This is a genomic window from Photorhabdus heterorhabditis, from assembly GCF_018448905.1.
Classification (GTDB): Bacteria; Pseudomonadota; Gammaproteobacteria; order Enterobacterales; family Enterobacteriaceae; genus Photorhabdus; species Photorhabdus heterorhabditis.
Map to the genome: position 1 here is coordinate 63,389 of NZ_RCWA01000011.1, position 23,675 is coordinate 87,063.

At 42.3% G+C, this 23,675-nt stretch carries 17 protein-coding genes, 10 tRNA genes and 1 other RNA gene; 22 read left to right on the plus strand and 6 right to left on the minus strand.

The features are described 5' to 3' along the window. Positions 1 to 109 precede the first annotated feature (109 nt). Positions 110 to 334 (plus strand): DUF3820 family protein, encoded by a 225-nt coding sequence (locus EAE89_RS09200; protein WP_149616452.1) that lies wholly within the window; start codon positions 110 to 112, stop codon positions 332 to 334. Positions 335 to 411: 77 nt separating this feature from the next. Here the strand turns inward: EAE89_RS09200 and EAE89_RS09205 are convergent. The 3 genes from EAE89_RS09205 to gltX form a co-directional block, all read right to left on the minus strand. After that, positions 412 to 487 (minus strand) — tRNA-Ala (locus EAE89_RS09205). 56 nt (positions 488 to 543) lie between these two features. Then, positions 544 to 619: transfer RNA gene (locus EAE89_RS09210), tRNA-Ala, on the minus strand. 253 nt (positions 620 to 872) lie between these two features. Then, on the minus strand, positions 873 to 2,291 hold the full coding sequence (gene gltX / locus EAE89_RS09215; RefSeq protein ID WP_054479105.1) for a glutamate--tRNA ligase: 1,419 nt from the start codon (positions 2,289 to 2,291) through the stop codon (positions 873 to 875). A gap of 269 nt (positions 2,292 to 2,560) precedes the next feature. Between gltX and EAE89_RS09220 the strand changes: the two genes are divergently transcribed. The 9 genes from EAE89_RS09220 to glk all read left to right on the plus strand — a co-directional run bounded on the left by EAE89_RS09220 (position 2,561) and on the right by glk (position 4,649). Next, positions 2,561 to 2,636, plus strand: a tRNA-Val gene (locus EAE89_RS09220). Positions 2,637 to 2,666: 30 nt separating this feature from the next. Beyond that, positions 2,667 to 2,742 (plus strand) — tRNA-Val (locus EAE89_RS09225). Between the two features lie 45 nt (positions 2,743 to 2,787). Further along, positions 2,788 to 2,863: transfer RNA gene (locus tag EAE89_RS09230), tRNA-Val, on the plus strand. A gap of 41 nt (positions 2,864 to 2,904) precedes the next feature. After that, positions 2,905 to 2,980 (plus strand) — tRNA-Lys (locus EAE89_RS09235). Positions 2,981 to 3,019: 39 nt separating this feature from the next. Then, positions 3,020 to 3,095: transfer RNA gene (locus tag EAE89_RS09240), tRNA-Lys, on the plus strand. Positions 3,096 to 3,137: 42 nt separating this feature from the next. Beyond that, a non-coding RNA gene (locus EAE89_RS09245) (RtT sRNA) lies at positions 3,138 to 3,270 on the plus strand. 36 nt (positions 3,271 to 3,306) lie between these two features. Next, a tRNA-Lys gene (locus tag EAE89_RS09250) sits at positions 3,307 to 3,442 on the plus strand. Positions 3,443 to 3,486: 44 nt separating this feature from the next. Next, positions 3,487 to 3,572: transfer RNA gene (locus EAE89_RS09255), tRNA-Lys, on the plus strand. 111 nt (positions 3,573 to 3,683) lie between these two features. Then, positions 3,684 to 4,649, plus strand: a complete 966-nt coding sequence (gene glk / locus EAE89_RS09260; protein WP_149616453.1) for a glucokinase — start codon at positions 3,684 to 3,686, stop codon at positions 4,647 to 4,649. A 740-nt stretch (positions 4,650 to 5,389) separates the two neighbouring features. Here the strand turns inward: glk and EAE89_RS09265 are convergent. Beyond that, positions 5,390 to 5,464 (minus strand) — tRNA-Arg (locus EAE89_RS09265). A 192-nt stretch (positions 5,465 to 5,656) separates the two neighbouring features. On the opposite strand from EAE89_RS09265, the gene mlaA reads away from it, so the two are divergent. After that, complete coding sequence (gene mlaA / locus EAE89_RS09270; RefSeq protein WP_054480408.1) at positions 5,657 to 6,409, plus strand: phospholipid-binding lipoprotein MlaA; 753 nt, start codon at positions 5,657 to 5,659, stop codon at positions 6,407 to 6,409. A gap of 75 nt (positions 6,410 to 6,484) precedes the next feature. Here the strand turns inward: mlaA and fadL are convergent, their stop codons facing one another. Further along, positions 6,485 to 7,822, minus strand: coding sequence for a long-chain fatty acid transporter FadL (gene fadL / locus EAE89_RS09275; protein WP_054480407.1), 1,338 nt, complete (start codon positions 7,820 to 7,822; stop codon positions 6,485 to 6,487). A gap of 353 nt (positions 7,823 to 8,175) precedes the next feature. On the opposite strand from fadL, the gene EAE89_RS09280 reads away from it, so the two are divergent. The 4 genes from EAE89_RS09280 to sixA all read left to right on the plus strand — a co-directional run bounded on the left by EAE89_RS09280 (position 8,176) and on the right by sixA (position 13,305). Then, positions 8,176 to 8,457: a YfcZ/YiiS family protein gene (locus EAE89_RS09280; protein ID WP_054480406.1), complete on the plus strand. Its 282-nt coding sequence runs from the start codon at positions 8,176 to 8,178 to the stop codon at positions 8,455 to 8,457. Between the two features lie 416 nt (positions 8,458 to 8,873). Further along, positions 8,874 to 10,184: an acetyl-CoA C-acyltransferase FadI gene (gene fadI / locus EAE89_RS09285; protein WP_054480409.1), complete on the plus strand. Its 1,311-nt coding sequence runs from the start codon at positions 8,874 to 8,876 to the stop codon at positions 10,182 to 10,184. Then, positions 10,184 to 12,367 (plus strand): fatty acid oxidation complex subunit alpha FadJ, encoded by a 2,184-nt coding sequence (gene fadJ, locus EAE89_RS09290; protein ID WP_054480405.1) that lies wholly within the window; start codon positions 10,184 to 10,186, stop codon positions 12,365 to 12,367. Before fadI ends, fadJ begins: the two co-directional genes overlap by 1 nt. 455 nt (positions 12,368 to 12,822) lie before the next feature. After that, positions 12,823 to 13,305 (plus strand): phosphohistidine phosphatase SixA, encoded by a 483-nt coding sequence (sixA, locus tag EAE89_RS09295; RefSeq protein ID WP_054480403.1) that lies wholly within the window; start codon positions 12,823 to 12,825, stop codon positions 13,303 to 13,305. Positions 13,306 to 13,309: 4 nt separating this feature from the next. Here the strand turns inward: sixA and smrB are convergent, their stop codons facing one another. After that, the gene (smrB, locus tag EAE89_RS09300; protein ID WP_054480402.1) at positions 13,310 to 13,852 is read right to left on the minus strand and encodes an endonuclease SmrB; all 543 of its coding nucleotides are present in this window, start codon (positions 13,850 to 13,852) and stop codon (positions 13,310 to 13,312) included. A gap of 237 nt (positions 13,853 to 14,089) precedes the next feature. Between smrB and hutI the strand changes: the two genes are divergently transcribed. The 7 genes from hutI to prmB all read left to right on the plus strand — a co-directional run bounded on the left by hutI (position 14,090) and on the right by prmB (position 23,648). Further along, positions 14,090 to 15,328, plus strand: coding sequence for an imidazolonepropionase (gene hutI, locus EAE89_RS09305; protein ID WP_054480401.1), 1,239 nt, complete (start codon positions 14,090 to 14,092; stop codon positions 15,326 to 15,328). A 17-nt stretch (positions 15,329 to 15,345) separates the two neighbouring features. Next, the gene (gene hutG, locus EAE89_RS09310; RefSeq protein WP_054480400.1) at positions 15,346 to 16,302 is read left to right on the plus strand and encodes a formimidoylglutamase; all 957 of its coding nucleotides are present in this window, start codon (positions 15,346 to 15,348) and stop codon (positions 16,300 to 16,302) included. Between the two features lie 107 nt (positions 16,303 to 16,409). Then, on the plus strand, positions 16,410 to 17,141 hold the full coding sequence (hutC, locus tag EAE89_RS09315; RefSeq protein WP_172909607.1) for a histidine utilization transcriptional repressor HutC: 732 nt from the start codon (positions 16,410 to 16,412) through the stop codon (positions 17,139 to 17,141). Positions 17,142 to 17,620: 479 nt separating this feature from the next. Continuing rightward, positions 17,621 to 19,300, plus strand: a complete 1,680-nt coding sequence (gene hutU / locus EAE89_RS09320; RefSeq protein ID WP_214085711.1) for a urocanate hydratase — start codon at positions 17,621 to 17,623, stop codon at positions 19,298 to 19,300. 8 nt (positions 19,301 to 19,308) lie between these two features. Further along, positions 19,309 to 20,853, plus strand: a complete 1,545-nt coding sequence (hutH, locus tag EAE89_RS09325; protein WP_054480397.1) for a histidine ammonia-lyase — start codon at positions 19,309 to 19,311, stop codon at positions 20,851 to 20,853. 210 nt (positions 20,854 to 21,063) lie between these two features. Then, the gene (locus EAE89_RS09330) at positions 21,064 to 22,452 is read left to right on the plus strand and encodes an amino acid permease (protein ID WP_054480396.1); all 1,389 of its coding nucleotides are present in this window, start codon (positions 21,064 to 21,066) and stop codon (positions 22,450 to 22,452) included. A 263-nt stretch (positions 22,453 to 22,715) separates the two neighbouring features. Then, positions 22,716 to 23,648 carry a 50S ribosomal protein L3 N(5)-glutamine methyltransferase gene (gene prmB / locus EAE89_RS09335; RefSeq protein ID WP_054480395.1) on the plus strand — a complete coding sequence of 311 codons (933 nt, stop codon included), beginning with the start codon at positions 22,716 to 22,718 and terminating at the stop codon, positions 23,646 to 23,648. Positions 23,649 to 23,675: the final 27 nt, after the last annotated feature.

A 23,675-nucleotide genomic window follows, 5' to 3' on the forward strand; every position in this document is an offset into this window, starting at 1 on the left:
GTGGGATATTGCGTCATGGATGATGCAACTTTTCTGTATTTCCTTTCGCATATTTCTTCTTTACTCCGTAAACTGATACTACCTTTTTTAATTGATATATATGCAAGTTATGGAAAAAGAAAACCTGATAGAGATTGCTAATACCGTTATGCCATTTGGTAAATATAAAGGTCGGGTACTCATTGATTTACCAGAAGAATACTTATTGTGGTTCTCCCGTAAGGGTGAATTTCCACAAGGCAAATTAGGTGTACTGATGGAGATGACTTTGGCAATAAAAATGGAAGGGTTAGATTCGCTGGTAAAACCGTTGAAGAATAACCAGCCAAAGTAAGGGTTTATTAATATGAAGGTGATAAACAGTGATAAGCAAAAGGCCCTGAAAGCATAGCTTTCAGGGCCTGATAATTTTGGTGGAGCTAAGCGGGATCGAACCGCTGACCTCTTGCATGCCATGCAAGCGCTCTCCCAGCTGAGCTATAGCCCCACGCTTGTAACTTTTCCTAATTTTAGTACCAAATACTTTACTTTGGTGAAAGTATTTGGTGGAGCTAAGCGGGATCGAACCGCTGACCTCTTGCATGCCATGCAAGCGCTCTCCCAGCTGAGCTATAGCCCCAATCAAAATTAATGGAACGGGGCGCATAATATGAAACCCAGCAAATACTGTCAACGACTAACTTATCATTCTCAAAACAAACGTTGAAAAAGCCATCAGTTTTGTGATAAATCGACAAAATAAAGGTTAAGCAATGGGTTGCCGTGATATGGAAGGCGGATTAGAGAGTGAATAATGTGAGCAAACTAAACGAAAACCTTTTTTAAAAGCAGAAGGCATCACCATAGAGCCAGTGATGCCTTTGTCGCATTAATTACTGTTGGGTTTCACGCTGAGCAATGAACTCCAGAGCCTGATTAATACGAGACAGAGTACGAGTTTGTCCGATAGCATGAATAGTCACATCTAGACCTGGAGACTGTCCGGCACCAGTGGCAGCCACGCGCAGCGGCATACCGACTTTACCCATACCAACTTCCAGTTCATCAGCTGTAGATTGAATGGCGTGATGAACATTTTCTGCTGTCCAGTCAGTCATTGAAGCCAGCTTCGAGTGAACAACTTCAAGAGGTTGACGGGCAACTGGACGCAAATGTTTCTTCGCTGCATCTGCATCAAACTCAGCAAAATCTTCATAAAAGTAGCGGCAGGATTCAGCTATTTCTTTCAGAGTTTTACAGCGTTCACCTAATAATTTAATCAGATCAATCAACTGTGGGCCATTACGGGTATCAATGCCTTGCTGCTCAATATGCCACGCCAGATGAACAGCAACTTCCTCTGGGGGTAGAGTATTAATATAATGATGGTTCAGCCATTGCAGTTTTTCTGTATTGAATGCACTAGCAGATTTATTGATAGCATCAAGGCTAAAAAATTCAGTCATCTCTTCGAGACTAAAAATCTCTTGATCACCGTGCGACCAACCTAGACGAACCAGATAATTCAGCAGTGCTTCTGGTAGATAGCCATCATCGCGGTATTGCATAACACTCACCGCGCCATGGCGTTTGGACAGTTTTTTACCATCATCCCCCAGGATCATCGAAACATGCGCGTATTCTGGAACTGGTGCATCCAGAGCTTTCAGAATATTAATTTGGCGTGGGGTATTATTGATATGGTCTTCCCCGCGAATTACATGGGTAATTTCCATATCCCAATCATCAATAACAACACAGAAATTATAAGTTGGTGAGCCATCGGTACGGCGGATAATCAGATCATCAAGTTCCTGATTACTGAATTCAATTGGACCACGGATACTATCGTTAAAAATAACCGAGCCTTCCTGTGGATTGCGGAAACGAACAACATGGGGTTGATCTGGGTTATGCTGACATTGACTATCACGACAACGACCGTCATAGCGAGGCTTCTCGCCATTGGTCATCTGAGTTTCACGTAATTCATCCAGACGATCTTTAGAACAGTAGCAGTGATAAGCCGTTCCTTGTTCTAGCATTTGATCAATGACTTGGTTATAACGATCAAAACGCTTTGTCTGATAAAAAGGGCCTTCATCCCAATTCAGATTTAACCAGTTCATACCATCCATAATGGCATCAATGGCTTCCTGAGTTGAGCGTTCAAGGTCAGTATCTTCGATACGTAAGACAAATTCGCCCTCATTATGGCGGCTGTATAACCAGGAATAAAGTGCGGTACGTGCACCACCAACATGGAGATAGCCAGTTGGGCTTGGTGCAAAACGGGTTTTAATTTTACGCATTGAGGATTGCCTTAACTACGTTTCACTTTTCAATGAACGTTATTGGTAATTTAAAGTAACAAAATGGGGAGTTATTTTATCACTGCACTTTAATTCCTCAATGCTGTTGGCGGGATGTTGTTGAGAAAAGTCAGCATATCTGCTTAAACTGGACTCTAAGTGATGATAATTATCTCACATTTGTTTAATTTTGAGACGAACGATATTTTTACCTAGAAAAAGCGTTGACTCATCCTGAACTATCCCTATAATGCGACTCCATCACGACGGGGCGATTAGCTCAGTTGGTAGAGCATCTCCCTTACAAGGAGGGGGTCATCAGTTCGAATCTGGTATCGCCCACCATCTCGTTGTGATAGAAATGATTTTATGATTGGGCGATTAGCTCAGTTGGTAGAGCATCTCCCTTACAAGGAGGGGGTCATCAGTTCGAATCTGGTATCGCCCACCAATCATAAATTTAGTGATATAAAATGCAGTGATAGTCCTTTGAAGTGGGCGATTAGCTCAGTTGGTAGAGCATCTCCCTTACAAGGAGGGGGTCATCAGTTCGAATCTGGTATCGCCCACCACTTCATTAGATTGTTCCAGCAATATTGCATATTTTTGGCATGGGTCGTTAGCTCAGTCGGTAGAGCAGTTGACTTTTAATCAATTGGTCGCAGGTTCGAATCCTGCACGACCCACCATTCAAAAAAGCGCATTTCAATCGAAATACCATCTTAGATGGGTCGTTAGCTCAGTCGGTAGAGCAGTTGACTTTTAATCAATTGGTCGCAGGTTCGAATCCTGCACGACCCACCATCTTAAAGTTTCATTCAAAAACAAATTTCCTGAATAGGTCATTAGCGTAGTCGGTAGAGCAGTTGACTTTTAATCAATTGGTCGCAGGTTCGAGCCGAGCGAAGCGAGACAACAACGCGACAGCGTTGGCCCGAAGGGCGAGGCCGTAGGCCGAGTCATCCTGCACGACCCACCATCTTAAAGTTTCATTCAAAAACAAATTTCCTGAATAGGTCATTAGCGTAGTCGGTAGAGCCGTTGACTTTTAATCAATGGGTCGCAGGTTCGAGCCGAGCGAAGCGAGACAACAGCGCATTCGCGCTGGCCTAAAAGGCGAGGGCGTAGCCCGAGTCATCCTGCACGACCCACCTTCAAAAAAGCGCATTTCAATCGAAATACCATCTTAAATGGGCCGTTAGCTCAGTTGGTAGAGCGGTTGATTTTTAATCAGTAGATCATATGTTCGAGTTGGAACAAACTAACTTCATATACTACGTGCATGCCTTGATTATGCGCGTTATTCGCGCTCAAACTATCTATATACCAATAATTCCAGATGGGATAAGCTTTACATATATTGTTGTACTAGTTAATTATTGGGATATAAAAATGAACCTCTACGGACTGGTGGCTGATATTGGTGGCACGAATGCCAGATTGGCACTTTGTAATTTGAAAAATGGGGCTATTGAGCAGATTGAAACATATAGCGCAAGACAATACGCTGGATTAGAGTCTATTATTAGCCACTATTTGGCCGAGCAAAATACAGTAGTAACTTGTGCTTGTATCGCTATTGCTTGCCCGATAAGTGGAGATTGGGTAGAAATGACTAATCACCAATGGGCATTCTCTATTAGTGAGCTAAAACAGACGCTTGGGCTAGAAAAATTAGATGTTATTAATGACTTTACTGCCGTTTCTATGGCTATTCCCATGTTGACAGAGGAATACAAAGTTCAGTTGGGTGGGGGAAAAGCAGTTGAAGATAAACCGGTTGCTGTTTACGGAGCTGGAACTGGCCTTGGAGTCGCTCATCTGATAAAAGTAGACAAGCAATGGATAAGTTTGCCAGGTGAGGGTGGTCATGTGGATTTTGCAGCGAATAGTGAAGAGCAAGATGCAATATTGGCTGTTTTACGTCGCAAGCTAGGCCATGTTTCAGTCGAAAGAATCTTGTCTGGTAGTGGGCTGGTGAATCTCTATCAGGCTATTACTATTTTGAACCATAATCAGCCGGAAGATTTGGAACCAGAAACAGTGACACAGCGAGCATTAGATGAAAGTTGCCAATATTGCCATCGTGCTCTCTCGTTATTTTGTGAAATCATGGGGAGATTTGGCGGAAATTTGGCGTTAAATCTGGGAACTTTTGGGGGTGTGTACATCGCTGGTGGTATAGTGCCACGATTTCTTGATTTCTTTAAGCAGTCAAATTTTTTGCATGGGTTTGAAGATAAAGGGCGCTTTAAAACATTAATACAACAGATTCCTGTTTATTTGATTACTCATCCGCAACCTGGATTGTTAGGCTCAGGCACATATTTACGGCAACAGTTATCGTTGGTTGATTAAATTATAAAGACAGATATATACATATTAGAGAAAATAATTGTATATATCTGGTTAAAATTTTTTAAAGTGTGACTTTATTAAATGTAAATTTATGAATTAAATAACTAGGTGGAAATGTTGATTGTTCTTTTATTGTTTTTTATTTACATGTCATTCTCATTGAATGAATAATAATACTTTTAAAGGTAATAATAAAAATATTCCAATTTTACTCTCGATAATATATTTATTCCTTAGTTACTATAGAATTGTGAATGTATTTTAAAATAAATAATTTTATATTCAATTGTGCTTTATTTGATTGAAATTATTGAGAATTTTATTTGATTATGGGGGGGGGTGCGTTATTGAATGTTATTATTTTTATAATTAGTGTTTAATGGTGTTATTTAAATTTTGAAATGAAGTTAAATGATTTTTCAAATAAATATGATAATTAACTTTTAGGTTTGATATAAATTTTAAAGCGTATAATTAAAGAGATGTTAATTTTTTGAATTAATAATAATATAATTTTTTGAAAAAACCAATGAAATTAAATGACTTTAAATTCATTTAAAATGTTTATAATTTTGATAAGTTAAATGAAGTTTTATATTCGATTTTTTATATAATGAATATTTAATTTGTTATATAAAGATGTTAATTTACATATGAAAGTAATATTGTTTTATTTTTATATTATCGTAATATTTTCTTACATCTCAAAATATTGCATATGTGCTTATTGGTTCTGTTAATGGCGTCCCCTGCAGGAATCGAACCTGCAATTAGCCCTTAGGAGGGGCTTGTTATATCCATTTAACTAAGGGGACAACCGCTGCATTATAACTGCTTTTTCTTCCTAAGATAAGATGTTATGAACTGTTTGCTTGTTTAATGACCACTCAAATTGAGTACCATTCAAGTTGAATTGTCAGTAATATTTATATTTATTGATGATCATCGGCAGGTAGTGCGACAAGATTGGTTTGCCGGATCTAAGAGATGGTTACTTGGAGAATTGTATGAAGTATCGTTTGGGCGTAATCGCTCTTACAGCCACATTACTTGTGGGATGTGCCGGTTCATCTAATAGCGTTGAACAGGGGCGTTCAGACCCTCTGGAAGGTTTTAACCGTACAATGTTCAACTTTAATTATAATGTCCTTGATCCCTATATCTTACGTCCGGTAGCTGTAACGTGGCGCGACTATGTACCGATGCCTGCACGAAATGGTTTGGGCAATTTTCTCAGTAATCTCGAAGAACCAGCCAGTATGGTAAACAGTTTCTTGCGTGGTGACCCGTATCAGGGAATGAAACATTTTAATCGTTTTTTCCTGAATACCATTTGGGGTATAGGTGGCTTGATTGATGTTGCAACTATGGCAAATCCTAAGTTGGCAAAAGAAGAACCAAAACGTTTTGGTAGTACTTTGGGCTATTATGATGTGGGATATGGTCCTTATGCTGTATTACCGGGCTATGGCAGTTTTACTCTGCGTGATGAAGGGGGAGACTGGGCTGATATGACTTATCCAATGTTAAGTTATTTGACCATTTGGATGTCTGCGGGTAAGTGGGTATTTGAAGGTATTGAAACTCGTGCTCGTTTACTGGATTCTGATGGTTTGTTGAAGAATTCATCAGATCCTTATCTGATGATGCGTGAGGCTTACTTCCAGAGCCATGATTTTATGGCAAGCGGTGGTAAGTTGGAAGCTACAAAAAATCCAAATGCTGAAGCATTACAGGGTGATTTGGACAGTATTGATTGATCGTTATTGTCTGATTTTACTTCATAAATAAAAAGGATAGCCGTAGAGCTATCCTTTTTTGAGAACTACATTTGATTAGAATGCGTAGTTGAAGTTTACACCATATAACCAGGCAGAACCTTTTGCATCAAATTCATATGTGTAAGGCAGTTTTTCAGACAATTTCTCTTTAACTGTGACTTTTTGTCCATGCATATAAGAAACACCTACGTCCAGAGACATGTCTTTATTAAATGCGTAGGTTGCGCCAGCACTTAGCCAGAAACGGTCTTGATCCGGAATAGAGATAGAACGGTTCTCAGCAGGAATCGGGCTGTCATCAAAGGCGATACCAGTACGGAATGTCCAGTTGTCATCGTGATAGTAAGTTGTACCTAAAGCAATACGGTAGGCATCTTTGAAGCCTTCATGTTTACTAAACAGAACTGAGCCATCTTTATTTTTGGTCCCTTTTAGTTCATTGAACTCACTCCAGCCTGTATATGCCAGGCTATAGTGGATAGCCCATTTAGGTGCTACGCGGTTGTAACCAGAAACTTCCCAGATGTCCGGCAAATTGAGGTCTAATTTACCGCCAATAGTTTGACCACCGGTGGCAGGGAAGGATATTCCTGCGTTCTGAAGTATTGCCCCTAGCTGGACGGGAATGTCATTTTTATAGTCACCGTTTTTAAATTTGACTTTAACTTTAGAACGGTAAGTCAGGCTGTAGCGGTTATTTGCATCCACTTCATACATGATGCCCGCGTTCCAGCCATAACCCCAATCTTTACCTTCCAGATTAGAAACTTCATCTGTTGGTTTGATAAGACCTTTTAGTTGAGGGGCTTTCATAGCCAGAATGTCTGACAGAGCGCCCGCATGACGGACGACTGTTGCATCAGCATAAATAGCGTTAAGTCCTAAACCAAAGCTGAAGTTATCGTTTAGTCGATAAGCTCCGCTCAGGTTGAAGTTCAATGTTGTTAGGTCAGTTTTACCACCGATAGGGCCTGCGTCGTAGTTATTGCTAAAATCAGTAGCCAGACCAAAGTTAGTGGTGACTGAAGTACCAACAAACCATTGATCATCAATAGGCATAATAAAATGTAGGTTAGGTATCCAGGCTACTGGCGCAATATTTTTAGCGTTGGTACTTTTACCCGTCACTGGGGATTTACCTGTAATATCAACATCTGGGTTGATATAGACGGCACCGATAGAAAAGGATGGGCGATCAAACAGAGTCATTGCTGCTGGGTTACGGCTTCCTACCGTTGCGTTATCAGCAACAACGCCTTCCCCGGAAAAAGCTCGGCCCAAAGCCGAAGTAGAAAATTCATTTAACTGGAAACCAGCGGCACCCGCGTTGGATGAGATTAGAGCCACTGCAACCGCTAATGCTGAACGGGTGAACAGGTTTTTCTGGTTCATGACCAAAACCCTCTTGTTTATTATTTAACTATGCCACTTAACTTAGCAAGGAGCGCAGGATTGTAGAGTCGGTTTGTCTTCATGACAAATCAGACCAGTGGTGAAGTATAGGTCTGACATCTGTTGGTGTTGCAAGAGTGTTTTTAAAATATGTCCAAATTGATATCAAAAACGCGACTCAGTTAACAAAAAAATGATTTTAGGTATTAATAAAAACGTTTGGAAATAAATTTTTGAAATCAGATTTCAATAGGATAAATATACTTATAAAGAGTAAGTGCTTAGTTTTCCTATGATGAGAGGAGTAAAATATTAAGATGAGTGATTAATATTTGGAGAATGGAGTATGACGAATGAAATGTAGTGCAGAAGAGACGGTTGCTTGCTGCTGCGTAGATGTAGGTACGGTGATAGATAATACTGACTGCATCGTGTCTTACCAACATGTTTTTGCTGATAAGCAGGAAGTAGAAACAATGCTTAACACTTTGATTAAAAAAGCAAAGTCTATTGAATCAGAACCTTGTGTTATTAATCATAAAATTGAGCCAGTTGATAAGGGGATTCAACTAATTACTGATTTCGTTTTCTGTTGCCAGGCAGAAGCGCTGATTTTCCAGTTGGGATTGCGTTAATCCAAGGGCTGGCTTTCTCCGCTGTCTTAAGTAGATAGTGGAGGTATTTCACTGAGTCCCTCCTTCTCGTTATTTATTTTTTTACTGTTTGCGAACATGCTCGAAGAGGCATTGAGATCATTTAGACATTAAATAAATTAAAGTTGCGCTTGCTCTCATTTTTAATTTATTCAGGTTTGCTATTTATAGACATTACGCTAACAATGATCTATCAGGTCAGACCTGTCTAGGTTGGTTAAAAAATTTTTTCAGTTATTTGATGTATACCCAATAGATTTCAAATTGCAGCGCGGCGGCAAATGAATGCATCCCCAGGAGCATAGATAACGATGTGACTGGGGTAAGTGAAAGCAGCCAACAAAGCAGTAATTTGAAGGATGAAGGGTATGGTTAATAATAATCTTTCAGGAGCCGTTATGAGTCGTCCTTTAACAAAAGTGACACAGCAAGGTGATCGTATCGCAATTGTCAGCGGGCTACGCATTCCATTTGCTAAACAGGCAACATCGTATCACGGCATACCGGCTGTGGATTTGGGTAAATCAGTGGTCAATGAACTGGTAACCAGAAGTGGTTTACTCCCTGAAAAGATTGACCAACTGGTGTTTGGACAAGTAGTACAAATGCCTGAAGCGCCAAATATTGCGCGTGAAATCGTTCTTGGTACTGGGTTAAGTGTGAATACAGATGCTTACAGCGTATCTCGTGCGTGTGCGACCAGTTTTCAGGCGATTGCTAATGTGGCGGAAAGCATTATGGCAGGTACGGTGAATATCGGGATTGCGGGTGGTGCGGATTCGTCTTCTGTATTACCGATTGGTGTAACTAAATCTCTGGCCCGTACTCTTGTTGATATGAATAAAGCGAAAACTTTGCCGCAGCGTTTTAAATTACTTAGCCGCCTCAAATTTCGTGATTTATTGCCCGTATCTCCGGCAGTAGCAGAATATTCGACAGGTCTGCGTATGGGAGATACCGCAGAACAAATGGCGAAAACCTACCGTATCAGTCGGGAAGATCAGGATGCGTTGGCACACCGTTCCCACATTCTTGCAGCAAAAGCTTGGGAACAGGGTTTGTTGGCTGATGAAGTCATGACGGCCCATTTCCCTCCATATTGTGAAGCATTGCTTGAAGATAATAATATTCGTAAAAATTCCGTATTAACTTCTTATGCGAAGTTGCGCCCGGCATTTGACCGCAAGTATGGCACTGTTACCGCGGCAAATAGTACACCGCTGACAGATGGCGCAGCAGCAGTCATTTTGATGCGTGAGTCTGTGGCTAAAGAGTTGGGAATAAAACCGCTTGGTTACCTGCGTAGCTATGCGTTCTCAGCTATTGATGTCTGGCAAGATATGCTATTGGGGCCATCGTATGCGACACCGATAGCGCTCGATCGTGCCGGTATTACACTAAAAGATCTAACTTTAATTGATATGCATGAAGCTTTTGCTGCTCAGACATTGGCAAACTTGAAAATGTTTGCCAGTGATGAATTTGCCCGTAATAAGTTAGGGCGCGCTCAAGCAATTGGTGAAGTTGATATGGATAAATTTAATGTCTTGGGTGGTTCAATTGCTTATGGGCACCCGTTCGCAGCAACAGGAGCTCGCATGGTGACGCAGGTATTGAATGAGTTGCGGCGCCGTGGTGGGGGGCTTGGGTTGACAACTGCTTGTGCTGCTGGTGGGCTGGGCACAGCTATGGTATTGGAGGTGGAATAATGACTCAGTCTCAGCATGATGCTGCAACCATCACTACGGATACAAAACAGGCGGCTTCTGTTTTCAATTTTGATGTCAGGTCGGATAAAATCGGTGTTATCACTATTGATGTGACCGGAGAAAAAGTAAATACGCTGAAAGCAGAATTTGTTGATCAATTTCTGAATGTTTTCAAACAAGCTCAGCAGTCTTCTGGCCTTAAAGGATTAATATTGATTTCCGGTAAACCGGATACTTTTATTGCCGGTGCTGACATTTCCATGATTGCCGGGTGTAAAACCAAAGAAGAAGCACAAGATCTGGCTGAAAAGGGTCAGAAATTATTTTCTCAAATAGCCAATTATCCTTTGCCTGTTGTAGCGGCAATTCATGGTGCTTGTTTGGGGGGCGGTTTGGAATTGGCGCTGGCGTGTCATTGGCGTATATGTTCACTGGATGATAAAACCCGTCTTGGATTACCTGAAGTTCAGCTTGGGTTATTACCTGGTTCAGGTGGTACTCAGCGATTACCGAGACTTATTGGTGTCAGCTCGGCGCTGGATATGATTCTGACAGGTAGGCAATTAAGAGCGAAACAGGCATTACGACTGGGAGTCGTGGATGATGCTGTGCCATTAGATATTTTGCTGGAAGTTGCTGTTGAAAAAATCAAAAAAGGCATTCCTGTGCGTAAGTCTTTACCGTGGCAACAGCGGTTATTGGTAGGGCCTGTAGGAAGATACTTTTTGTTTAATATCGTTCGTAAAAAAACACTGGCGAAAACTCGTGGGCACTATCCTGCACCTGAACGAATTATTGAGGTTGTCAAAGAAGGTCTTGAAAAAGGCATGAACCAAGGTTTACGGGCCGAAGCTATGGCATTTGGTGAACTAGCAATGACACGGGAATCAGCTGCTTTACGCAATCTGTTTTTTGCTGCGACGTCATTAAAAAATGAGACAGGGTCATCAGAGAAACCAGCGAAAATCAAACGTGTTGGCGTATTAGGTGGTGGTTTGATGGGAGGGGGAATTGCGAATGTAACTGCTACCCGAGGCAAATTACCCGCGCGCATCAAAGATATTAATGAAAAGGGTATTAGTCAGGCACTGAAGTACACTTGGGATTTGTTGTCCAAACGAGTGAAGCAAACGCGATTACGTCCGATAGAACGAGCTAAGCAAATGATGCTTATTTCAGGAGCGACGGATTATCGTGGTTTCGAACAGGTGGATATTGTTGTTGAGGCGGTATTTGAAGATTTATCACTGAAACAACAGATGGTGGCAGAAATTGAAGCGAATGCCAGACCAGAAACGGTATTTGCATCTAATACATCTTCGCTTCCTATCCATCAAATTGCTGAAAAAGCTCAACGACCAGAGCAGGTTATTGGTCTGCATTATTTCAGCCCGGTAGATAAAATGCCTCTGGTGGAAGTTATTCCGCATCAAGGAACCAGTGAGAAAACGATTGCTACAGCAGTTGCTTTGGCTAAGAAGCAGGGTAAAACCGCTATTGTGGTAGGTGATAAAGCCGGATTTTATGTAAACCGTATCCTTGTTCCTTATATCAGTGAGGCATCAAATTGTCTGGTAGCAGGAGAGCCAATTGATCATATAGATAAGGCACTGGTTAATTTTGGTTTTCCAGTAGGGCCAATTAATTTATTAGATGAAGTGGGAATTGATGTTGGTACCAAAATTATGCCGATTTTGGTAGAGCAATTAGGGGCACGCTTTGCGGCACCTGAATCTCTTAATGCTGTACTGAAAGATGGTCGCAAAGGTAGGAAAAATGGTCGTGGTTTCTATTTATATACATCAGAATCCAGAAAATTTTGGCGGATGGGTAAGAAAGGTAAAAAAGTTGATAGCTCAGTTTATACCTTGATGAATATAAAGCCTGAATCTCGTATGCTTTCTTCAGAAATTGCTCAGCGTTGTGTGATGCTAATGCTTAATGAAGCCGTTCGTTGTTTGGATGAAGGGATTATCAGAAGTCCGCGTGATGGCGATATTGGCGCGGTATTTGGTATAGGTTTTCCACCATTCTTTGGTGGCCCCTTCCGCTATATTGATAGCCTTGGTTGTGCCAGAGTGGTGGAAATTCTACGTAGGTTGGAGAGTCAGTTTGGAGATAGATTCACACCTTGTGAGCGTTTGGTGAAAATGGCTGAACAGAATAAAAATTTCTATCCATAGTGATCTACATTGTATTTGTGAAGAAATTGATGCCGATACCTTGTTGGGGTATCGGCATCATCTTTAGGATTTTTGAATAAAAAAATCCTTTTTGAATTTAAGCAATATCAACTGAAATTGTTGCTTAATTATTTTTATCTTTGTTTTAGCAAGTAACACCGGCTGATTGTGACAATTCGGCTCAAGGCGGGAAGCAGTTACAGCAGAATGCCCGTTCACCATAGACTGAAATGTTTTTGTGATAACAAATTTTGTTGTATAACTCAGGTTGCGATTACTGATATTTATTATTAGCAGAATAACTATATATACCCAATAGATTTCAATTTGCAGCGCGGCGGTAAATGAACGCATCCCCAGGAGCATAGATAACGATGTGACTGGGGTAAGTGAAAGCAGCCAACAAAGCAGCAACTTGAAGGATGAAGGGTATAAACTCATTCATACGGTGGATTATGCAAGTTTTTATTATGCGTCATGGTGAAGCAGCTTTAGATGCAATCAGCGATTCAGCCCGACAACTCACTCCTCGTGGTTGTAATGAATCACAAGAAATGGCTCATTGGTTGGCACAGAAAGAGCCTAAGATTGATCTGGTATTAGTGAGTCCTTATATCCGTGCTGAACAGACGTTACAGGTTGTTCGTAAATCTTTATCATTACCGGTTGGTGAAGAAGTGTTGCCTGGGTTATCGCCATCAGGTGATGCTGCTATGGTCAGTAGTTATCTACAGGTTATTGCTGAACAAGGGCATAATGCTGTTTTGGTTGTCTCTCATTTACCGTTAGTTGGTTATTTGGTTGCTGAGCTCTGCCCAGCAGAGACCCCGCCGATGTTCGCAACATCTGCAATTACATGTGTGGATTTAAACAGCCAGACGGGTAAAGGCACACTTGTCTGGCAGGTTAGCCCATCACAATTAGCAGCAAGGGCCTGATAATTCAGCGACGTATAGGTTCATCGAGTTCGACAAGTATTAATAATGCGGCGTTACCTCCCCATTCCTTGGGTGCTTGATGGAAGGCCATAATATCTGGGTGTTGGGCTAGCCACAGTGGAGTTTGTTGTTTGAGAATGTGTTTCCCATGACCGTGCATGACGCAGGCACAATAGACATGTTCACGGCGGCAAGCAGCGATTAGTGCACCAATTTCCTGTTTGGCTTGCATTTGAGTTAACCCGTGTAAATCAAGAAACAGTTCTGGCGAATAATCACCTCGGCGTAGTTTTTTTAGTTCATAATGGCTTACATTTTCCCGTATGTAACGGGTAGGGCCTTCTGTATTGAGATTGGGCTGGAATTCATCAGAAAAATAGTAACTGGCATCAATTTGCTCTTGCTGTACTCGCTCAGGGGCAATATGGCTGGCTTTTTTTCTTATGGGAGGATGTAAGACAGTATCTTGGTTCATGCGTTTGATACCTGCTACCGACTCTTTAAACAAGTTAATCTCTTCCTCATTCAGGGAATGTTTATTTTTCATCATTGCTCAATTAATCAAACTATTTTGTGACAAGTGTACGGTATCTTTTTAACTGTTTAACCTGATTATGTCTAATAGAACCTAGTTTTGCCTGATTTATTGACTGAAAATGCGGAGTAAGAAGCTATGTTCAGGTAGTCAACGAAATAATTTGACAATTACTGCTGGTTAGAAAATAAATGTATATACAACTAATGGACTGAGCTATCAGATACAGACAAATACAGGATTCTAACCATGGCAATAGAACTGCGTGATACTGATGTCGTTTGGCGTAACGCAAGACTGGCAACAATGGACCCTTCTATCAATGCAGCTTACGGATTATTAAAAGAACATGATCTTCTGGTACGTGATGACAAAATTTTAGCTATTTTGCCCACAGCAACATTACAGACGGGTAGCTGTCAGGTAATTGATGTCCAACAACGCCTGATTACCCCCGGTTTAATCGATTGTCACACTCATTTAGTTTTTGGTGGTAACCGGGCTTATGAATGGGAGCAGCGTTTAAATGGTATGTCCTATGCTGAACTCAGTGCGCAGGGAGGGGGTATCAATGCGACAGTTTCAGCAACCCGAACCAGTTCTCTTGAACAACTTGGACACTCTGCCCAGCAGCGTTTGGCTGCATTTATGGCTGAAGGCGTAACCACTATTGAGATTAAATCGGGTTATGGATTAGATCTGGAAAATGAAGAAAAATTGCTACAGGTTGCACAAAACCTGGAGAAATATAATCCGATAGAAATCAGTGCGACATTGCTCGCTGCTCATACTTGCCCGCCTGAATATAAACACAGTCCTGATGCCTATATAGATCTGATTTGTGAAATTATCCTGCCGCAACTCTGGCGAAAAAAGTTGTTTGACGCAGTAGACGTTTTTTGTGAAAGCGTAGGGTTTAATTTGGAGCAAACCGAGCGGCTTTTTCAGGAAGCGCAGCGCTGGGGCATTCCAGTAAAAGGACACGTGGAGCAATTGTCCAATTTGGGAGGGAGTGAGCTGGTCGCTCGTTATCACGGTCTTTCAGTTGATCATATTGAATATCTGGATCAGACAGGAGTGGAAGCTCTCAGCCACAGTGGTACGGTTGCTGTTTTGCTTCCCGGTGCTTTCTATTTTTTGCAGGAAACGCAGCGCCCGCCTGTCGATTTATTACGACAATTTAATGTACCAATAGCTGTATCTACGGATTTTAATCCTGGAACCAGCCCATTTGCCTCTCTGCGTATGGTGATGAATATGGCTTGTGTACAATTTGGGCTGACTCCTGAAGAGGTATGGTTAGGTGTTACTCGACATGCTGCTCGTGCATTGGGTAGAGGAAATAGTCACGGACAGCTCCGCGCGGGTGCTTATGCTGATTTTGTTGTTTGGGATGTGGAAAATCCTGTCGATATTTTCTATGAGTTAGGTCATAACCCGCTGAATACCAGGGTATTTCGTGGTGCTATTACTCATTCCAATATATAGCAGATAAGGAGCAGTAAATGAATTTATGGCATGCTACTTCGCCTACTATTTGGCAAGGGCGAAATGATTTGGCAGAAGCGGATAATGCACTGCGGATTTTTCAAACGATCAAACAATCTCCCTATTTTACACCGGAAGAATTTTCTCACCATATTGCACTACTGGGGTTTGAATGTGATGAAGGTGTAAAACGCAATCAGGGTAGGCCGGGGGCCAATCAAGGCCCTGATTATTTGCGGCAGTCATTGGCAAATATGGCCAGTCATAAAGGGCATGACAGATTGGTGGACTTGGGGAGCATTCGTGCGAATCCTAATCAATTGAGTGAAGCACAACAAGCCTTGGCTGATGCAATTATTCAATGTCAACATCAGCATGTGCGCACTCTGGTGCTGGGTGGTGGACATGAAACAGCTTTTGCTCATGGCGTCGGAATTTATGATGCTTTTCCACATCAACGTGTTGGTATTATTAACTTTGATGCTCATCTCGATTTACGGCGGTCGTCGCAACCTACTTCCGGTACGCCATTTCGTCAGCTCGCCGAGTATTGTCAGCAACACCACCGACCGTTTCACTATACTTGCATTGGCGCCAGTTTGGCATCTAATACCCAAGCATTGGTGGATGAAGCAAGCCACTTGAATGTTAAGATCATCTGGGATAATCAGTGTCGTGAAACCGAACTGGACAAAGTACAACAGCAAATACAAGATACGCTTCAGCAAGTTGATTTGATTTACATGACGATTGATCTGGATGTATTACCTGCTTATCAGATGCCTGCGGTTTCTGCTCCGGCAGCACTGGGGTTACCATTGGAGCGCCTTCTACAATTGATTCAGCCAATCTGTCAGAGTGGGAAATTACAGGCGGCTGATCTGGTTGAACTCAATCCAATATTTGATATTCAAGGGGTAGGTGGGAAAGCAGCAGCACGTCTTGCCTGGCAATTAGTGCATTGGTGGTATTGATTGTCTAAAATAACAGTACTATTGTGCTGTTATTTTTTGGTAAAGATAGCCTGATAAAATTAGTGTAATTAATCACTTAACATTTTTATAGCGACAAGGAATTTATTGTGACGACACATTTATCAGGATCATTTGCCAAACCTGTACCTTTATATGCCAGAGTAAAACAATCCATCATCGAAAAAATCTATACCGGTGAATGGAAATCTAATGATCGTGTTCCATCAGAAGCTGAGTTGGTTAAGCAATTTAACTGTAGCCGTATGACCGCTAACCGTGCGTTGCGTGAATTGACTGCTGAAGGGCTATTAGTACGGCTGCAAGGGATAGGATCTTTTGTCGCAGAGCCAAAAGGGCAATCCGCACTGTTCGAAATCCACAGTATTGCTGATGAGATCTCATCCCGTTCTCATCAGCACCGCTGTAAAATATTAAAGTTATCAGAACTGAACGCTAACGTAAAACAAGCTGCCGAATTGGATATTATCGCCGGTACGCCGATTTATCAGTCAGTTATTGTCCATTATGAAAACGATATTCCGGTTCAGATAGAAGATCGTTACGTCAATGCTCAAGCGGTTCCTGGCTATTTGCAGCAAGACTTCACTAAACTGACTCCGCACGATTATTTGTCAATGATTGCACCGCTAACGGAAGGTGAACATATTGTAGAGGCTATTACTGGCGATCCCCGGTCCTGTAAATTGTTGCAGATTGAGTCGGGGGCTCCTTGTTTATTAATTAGTCGCCGAACTTGGTCAACTCATTACACCGTTTCCAGTGCCAGGCTGCTATTTCCTGGTAATCGCTATAAATTGAAAGGACGTTTCAGTTCATAGCTATACCCGTTATCTTTCAAGTTGCCTCTTTGTTGGCTGCACTCACTCACCCCGGTCACATAGTTCGCTATGCTCCCGGGGATTCGCTCCCTTGCCGTCGCGATCCATCTTGAAATCCATTGGGTATATAACCACATTCATATGATGACTTATGCCCTTAATTGTTTACATGGAGCATCAGTTTGTGACGACTCAGAATTTGCCTGTGTACTGGTGACAAACCAAACAAAATCTTTCCTGCCTTAAATTATATTTTTGTAAAATTAATGTAAATAATTTGTGATTATAAACACAAAAATAAGAAAAATATTACTTTTTGATAATAAAAAAGAAATAATATTAACAAATTGATTTATAAGAAAATAATAACAATAAACCCATAAATATATCATTTTAGCTAACAGTTTGGTCTATTGAATATACATGTATATACAACTATACATTTAACAAATATACAAAGACAAACAAGGAGCCAAACTGTGACCTCCCAGAAAAGTAAATTTCGTAATGTTGAGATCCGGGCACCCAGAGGAACGCAATTAACCGCTAAAAGTTGGTTAACCGAAGCTCCTCTGCGTATGTTAATGAATAATCTTGATCCGGAAGTGGCTGAGAATTCGCATGAATTGGTGGTGTATGGCGGTATTGGTCGAGCTGCCAGAAATTGGGAGTGCTATGACAAGATTGTTGAAACACTGAAAAAACTGGAAGACGATGAAACGTTGCTAATTCAGTCAGGTAAACCGGTTGGGGTATTTAAAACTCATAAGAATGCACCTCGGGTACTGATTGCAAACTCGAATTTGGTACCGCACTGGGCTACTTGGGAACACTTCAACGAGCTGGATGCGAAAGGGCTGGCTATGTACGGTCAGATGACGGCGGGTAGCTGGATCTACATTGGCAGTCAGGGGATTGTGCAAGGCACTTATGAAACGTTCGTGGAAGCTGGCCGACAGCATTATAACGGTAATTTACAAGGACGTTGGGTACTAACCGCTGGTTTAGGTGGTATGGGCGGGGCACAACCACTGGCTGCAACATTAGCCGGAGCCTGTTCGTTGAATATTGAATGTCAACAAAGCCGGATCGATTTCCGCTTGCGTACTCGTTATGTTGATGAACAAGCGAAAGATCTGGATGATGCGCTGGCTAGGATCGAAAAATACACTCTGGAAGGGAAAGCCGTCTCTATCGCATTGTGCGGTAATGTTGCTGAAATCTTGCCAGAAGTAGTTCGTCGTGGTGTACGCCCGGATTTGGTCACAGACCAGACAAGTTCACATGATCCTCTCAACGGCTATCTGCCTAAAAACTGGAGTTGGGAAGAATATCGCCAACGTGCTATTTCAGCACCAGCAGAAGTTATCGAAGCAGCAAAATCTTCAATGGCAGAACATGTTAAGGCGATGTTGACTTTCCAGCAATGGGGTATTCCTGTTTTTGATTACGGCAACAATATTCGCCAAATGGCGTATGAGGTCGGCGTAGAAAATGCTTTCGATTTTCCTGGCTTTGTTCCCGCTTATATTCGCCCGTTATTCTGTCGTGGTATTGGTCCCTTCCGTTGGGTAGCACTTTCTGGCGATTCACAGGATATCTACAAAACTGACGCCAAAGTTAAAGAATTGCTCCCTGATGACAAACATTTGCATCGCTGGCTGGATATGGCAAGGGAACGCATTAGCTTTCAGGGATTGCCCGCTCGTATTTGCTGGGTTGGTTTAGGGGAACGAGCCAAGCTGGGGTTAGCTTTTAATGAAATGGTACGCAGTGGTGAACTTTCTGCGCCTATTGTCATTGGGCGCGACCATCTGGATTCCGGTTCTGTCTCCAGCCCGAATCGCGAAACCGAATCTATGTGTGATGGCTCTGATGCAGTTTCAGATTGGCCGCTGTTGAATGCTTTGCTTAACACTGCTAGCGGTGCTACCTGGGTTTCTCTGCATCATGGCGGTGGTGTTGGTATGGGTTTCTCACAACATGCCGGTATGGTGATTGTTTGTGATGGAACTGATGAAGCCGCTGAGCGTATAGCCAGGGTACTACACAACGATCCAGCTACCGGAGTTATGCGTCATGCTGATGCAGGTTATGAAATCGCTATCCATTGTGCCAAAGAGCAAGGATTAGATTTGCCGATGCTCAATACAAAATAAGGAACATTATGAAACAGTTAACTATTTACCCAGGCAAATTGACCCTTGATGAATTACGTCAGGTTTATCTACAACCGGTAAAAATAACGCTGGATAGCCAGACTTTTCCTGCTATTGAACGCAGCGTGGAATGTGTTAACGCTATTATTGCTGAAAATCGCACTGCTTACGGAATTAATACCGGATTCGGACTATTAGCCAGTACACGGATTGAAGAAGATAATTTAGAAAAATTACAACGTTCGCTTGTCGTATCTCATGCCGCTGGGATAGGTGAAGCGTTGGACGATAATATGACCCGGTTGATCATGGTATTGAAGATTAACAGTCTTTCCCGTGGTTACTCTGGTATTCGTCTTGAAGTTATTCAGGCATTAATTGCGTTAGTTAATGCGGAAATTTATCCTCATATTCCCTGTAAAGGATCGGTGGGGGCTTCTGGTGATTTGGCACCGTTGGCACATATGAGCTTGTTATTACTTGGGGAAGGGCAGGCTCATTATCAGGGCGAGTGGTTGCCAGCTAAAGAAGCTCTGGCAAAAGCCAATTTACAACCCATTACATTGGCAGCTAAAGAAGGCTTGGCATTGCTCAATGGTACTCAAGTATCTACTGCTTTTGCTTTACGTGGATTATTTGAGGCAGAAGATCTGTTAGTGGCAGCAATAGTTTGCGGTTCTTTATCTGTCGAAGCGGCGTTGGGTTCTCGCAAACCATTTGATGCGCGTGTACATGCGGTTCGGGGGCAACAGGGGCAGATTGATGTTGCTACATTGTATCGTTATGTATTAGAAAAAAGCAGTGAACTATCAGATTCTCATATAAATTGCCCCAAGGTACAGGACCCTTATTCATTACGTTGTCAGCCACAGGTCATGGGAGCTTGTCTGACTCAATTGCGCCATGCTGCCGATGTTATCCTGATTGAAGCGAATGCCGTATCTGATAACCCATTAGTATTTGCTGAACAAGGTGAAGTGATTTCCGGTGGTAACTTCCATGCTGAACCTGTTGCAATGGCGTCTGATAATCTGGCGCTGGTATTGGCAGAAATAGGTGCATTATCAGAACGGCGGATTGCGTTGTTGATGGATTCGCATATGTCACAGCTTCCTCCTTTTCTGGTTGATAACGGTGGTGTGAATTCGGGCTTTATGATTGCTCAGGTGACAGCGGCGGCGCTTGCGAGTGAAAATAAAGCGTTGGCACATCCTGCCAGTGTTGACAGTTTACCGACTTCGGCCAATCAGGAAGATCATGTCTCAATGGCCCCGGCTGCTGGGCGTCGTTTATGGGAGATGGCAGAAAATACTAGGGGTATTCTGGCAATTGAATGGCTATCTGCCTGTCAGGGAATCGACTTTCGGAATGGTTTGAAAAGTAGCCCAGTTCTGGAAAAAGCGCGCTGTATTCTGCGGGAAAAGGTAGATTATTACGATCAAGATCGTTTTTTTGCGCCGGATATTGCTGCTGCTGTACAACTATTGGCTGAGCAACACCTTTCCTCACTACTTCCTTCTGGACAGATATTACAGACTAAAAATAATCGTTAAATAAACCGATGGCCGGCTTCTGTCCGGCCTAATTGTTGCATTTATATTTCATATACCCAATAGATTTCAAATTGCAGTGCGGTGGCCAGTGAACGCATCCCCAGGAGCATAGATAACGATGTGGCTGGGGTAAGTGAAAGTAGCCAACAAAGCAGCAACTTGAAGGATGAAGGGTATAAAACCCAATAATAAAAGATAAGAGGGTAAATCATGCAAGCCTCATTACAACTAGAACGAGGACTCAACGCCCGTCATATTCGGTTCATGGCGTTGGGTTCTGCAATTGGCACGGGTCTTTTCTATGGTTCTGCTGAAGCAATAAAAATTGCAGGTCCGGCGGTATTGTTAGCTTATTTAGTGGGAGGTGCTGCGGTTTTTATGGTCATGCGCGCTCTGGGAGAGATGGCGGTCCATAAACCGGATGCCGGTTCTTTTGCCAGCTACGCTCATCAATACTTGGGTCCGTTATCGGGATTTATTACTGGCTGGACTTATACTTTCGAAATGATCATAGTTTGTCTGGCGGATGTAACGGCTTTCGGTATTTATATGGGGCTGTGGTATCCAGAAGTACCGCGTTGGATATGGGTACTCAGTATTATTTTCATTATTGGCGCGCTTAATCTTTGTAAAGTCAAAGTATTTGGCGAAATGGAATTCTGGTTGTCGATTCTGAAAGTAGCAGCGATCAGCGCAATGATTATTGCCGGAGCAGGTATTATTTTATTTGGTTTTAGTGGCCATTTTCAGGCAACCGGAGTACAGAATCTGTGGCAACACGGCGGATTTATGCCTAACGGATTTGGTGGCGTTATTGAGTCTTTAGCCGTCGTTATGTTTGCTTTCGGTGGTATTGAAATCATCGGTATCACATCTAGTGAAGCTAAAAATCCGGCGAAAATGATCCCGCAAGCGATTAACTCTATCCCGCTGCGTATTCTACTGTTCTATGTACTGACTATTTTTGTATTGATGGCAATTTACCCCTGGAGCAGCATCGGTCAGGAAGGCAGTCCATTTGTTGCAATATTTCAGGGATTGGGAATTAGTTCGGCGGCGAATATTCTAAATATTATCGTTATTACCGCTGCGATTTCGGCTATCAACAGTGATATTTTTGGTGCAGGTCGTATGATGTACGGCATGGCTGAGAAAGGGTTAGCGCATAAAAAATTTATGAGTCTAAGCCGTAATGGTGTGCCTTGGGTGACTATCATGATTATGACGCTGGCGCTGTTGTGTGCTGTCGTACTTAATTACTTGCTCCCTGAACGGGTGTTCGTAATCATTGCTTCGATTGCCACTTTTGCTACGGTATGGGTCTGGTTAATGATTTTGCTCTCTCAATTTGCTATGCGTAGAAAGATGTCACCAGAAGAAGCACAAAAATTACAATTTCCAGTACCGATGTGGCCTGTTGCACCGATACTGACTATTGTGTTTATGATATTTATTATTGCTATTCTCAGTTATTTCCCAGATACACGAATCGCATTCTATGTGGGTGGAATATGGATACTCTTGTTAACCGCCATCTATTATTTATGGATACGGCACAATGTAACCGCCGTTACCCCTCGTTCTGCTAAGAAAATATGATATATACCCTTCATCCTTCAAGTTGCTGCTTTGTTGGCTGTGTTCACTTGCCGCCGCGTTGCAAATTGAAATCTATTGGGTATAAATTATGTAGAAATCGTCTTATTTACCATTCATAAGACGATTTCCGCAGAATGAGTCAAAAATCTGTAATAAAACACCTGTACTAAAATTCTCTGTCATTAGTCTGACAGGAAAGCTGATTTGTCTCAATGATCGTGGCAAACTAACGGGTCAATGAGTTTACAGGGTTGGAGGGGCTTTTGGACAAGATTTTTATCGATGAGGCAGTGGCCGAATTATATACCATTAAGGATATGTTGCGCTGGTCTGTCAGCCGGTTTAATGCGGCGAATATTTATTACGGACACGGTACAGATAATCCATGGGATGAAGCGCTGCAACTGGTTCTTCCATCACTGTTTCTGCCGCTGGATATTCCACAGGAAATGCTGACAGCGCGATTAACATCAACTGAGCGTCATCGTATTGTCGAGCGGGTTATTCGCCGTATTAATGAGCGTATTCCGGTTGCTTATTTGACTCATCGGGCATGGTTCTGTGGTCATGAATTTTATGTTGATGAGCGGGTTCTGGTGCCGCGTTCACCGATTGGTGAATTGATTAATAATGAGTTTGCAGGATTGATCCCTGACGAACCCGCAAATATTCTTGATCTCTGCACTGGTAGCGGTTGTATTGCCATTGCTTGTGCCTATGCTTTCCCGGAAGCGGAAGTCGATGCAGTGGACATTTCCGCAGATGTGTTGGCTGTAACTGAACAGAATATTCAGAATCACAACCTTGAACACCGGGTCATTCCTATTCGTTCTGATCTATTCCGTGATATGCCACCTGTCAAATATAACCTTATCGTCACTAATCCGCCTTATGTTGATGCTGAAGATATGAGCGATTTACCGCAAGAGTTCCGCTGTGAGCCTGAGTTAGGTCTGGCGGCGGGTTCCGATGGTTTGAAACTCGCACGCCGTATTTTGGCAACTGCCCCAGATTTTCTGACAGAGCAGGGGGTACTGATTTGTGAAGTTGGTAACAGTATGGTGCATTTGATAGAACAATATCCTGATGTGCCATTTACCTGGTTGGAGTTTGAATACGGTGGTGACGGTGTATTTATGATGACGCGCGAGCAACTCGTCGAACATCATGAGCATTTTCGTTTATTCAAAGACTGATAGTTGGATGAGTTGTTATTGCTGTTT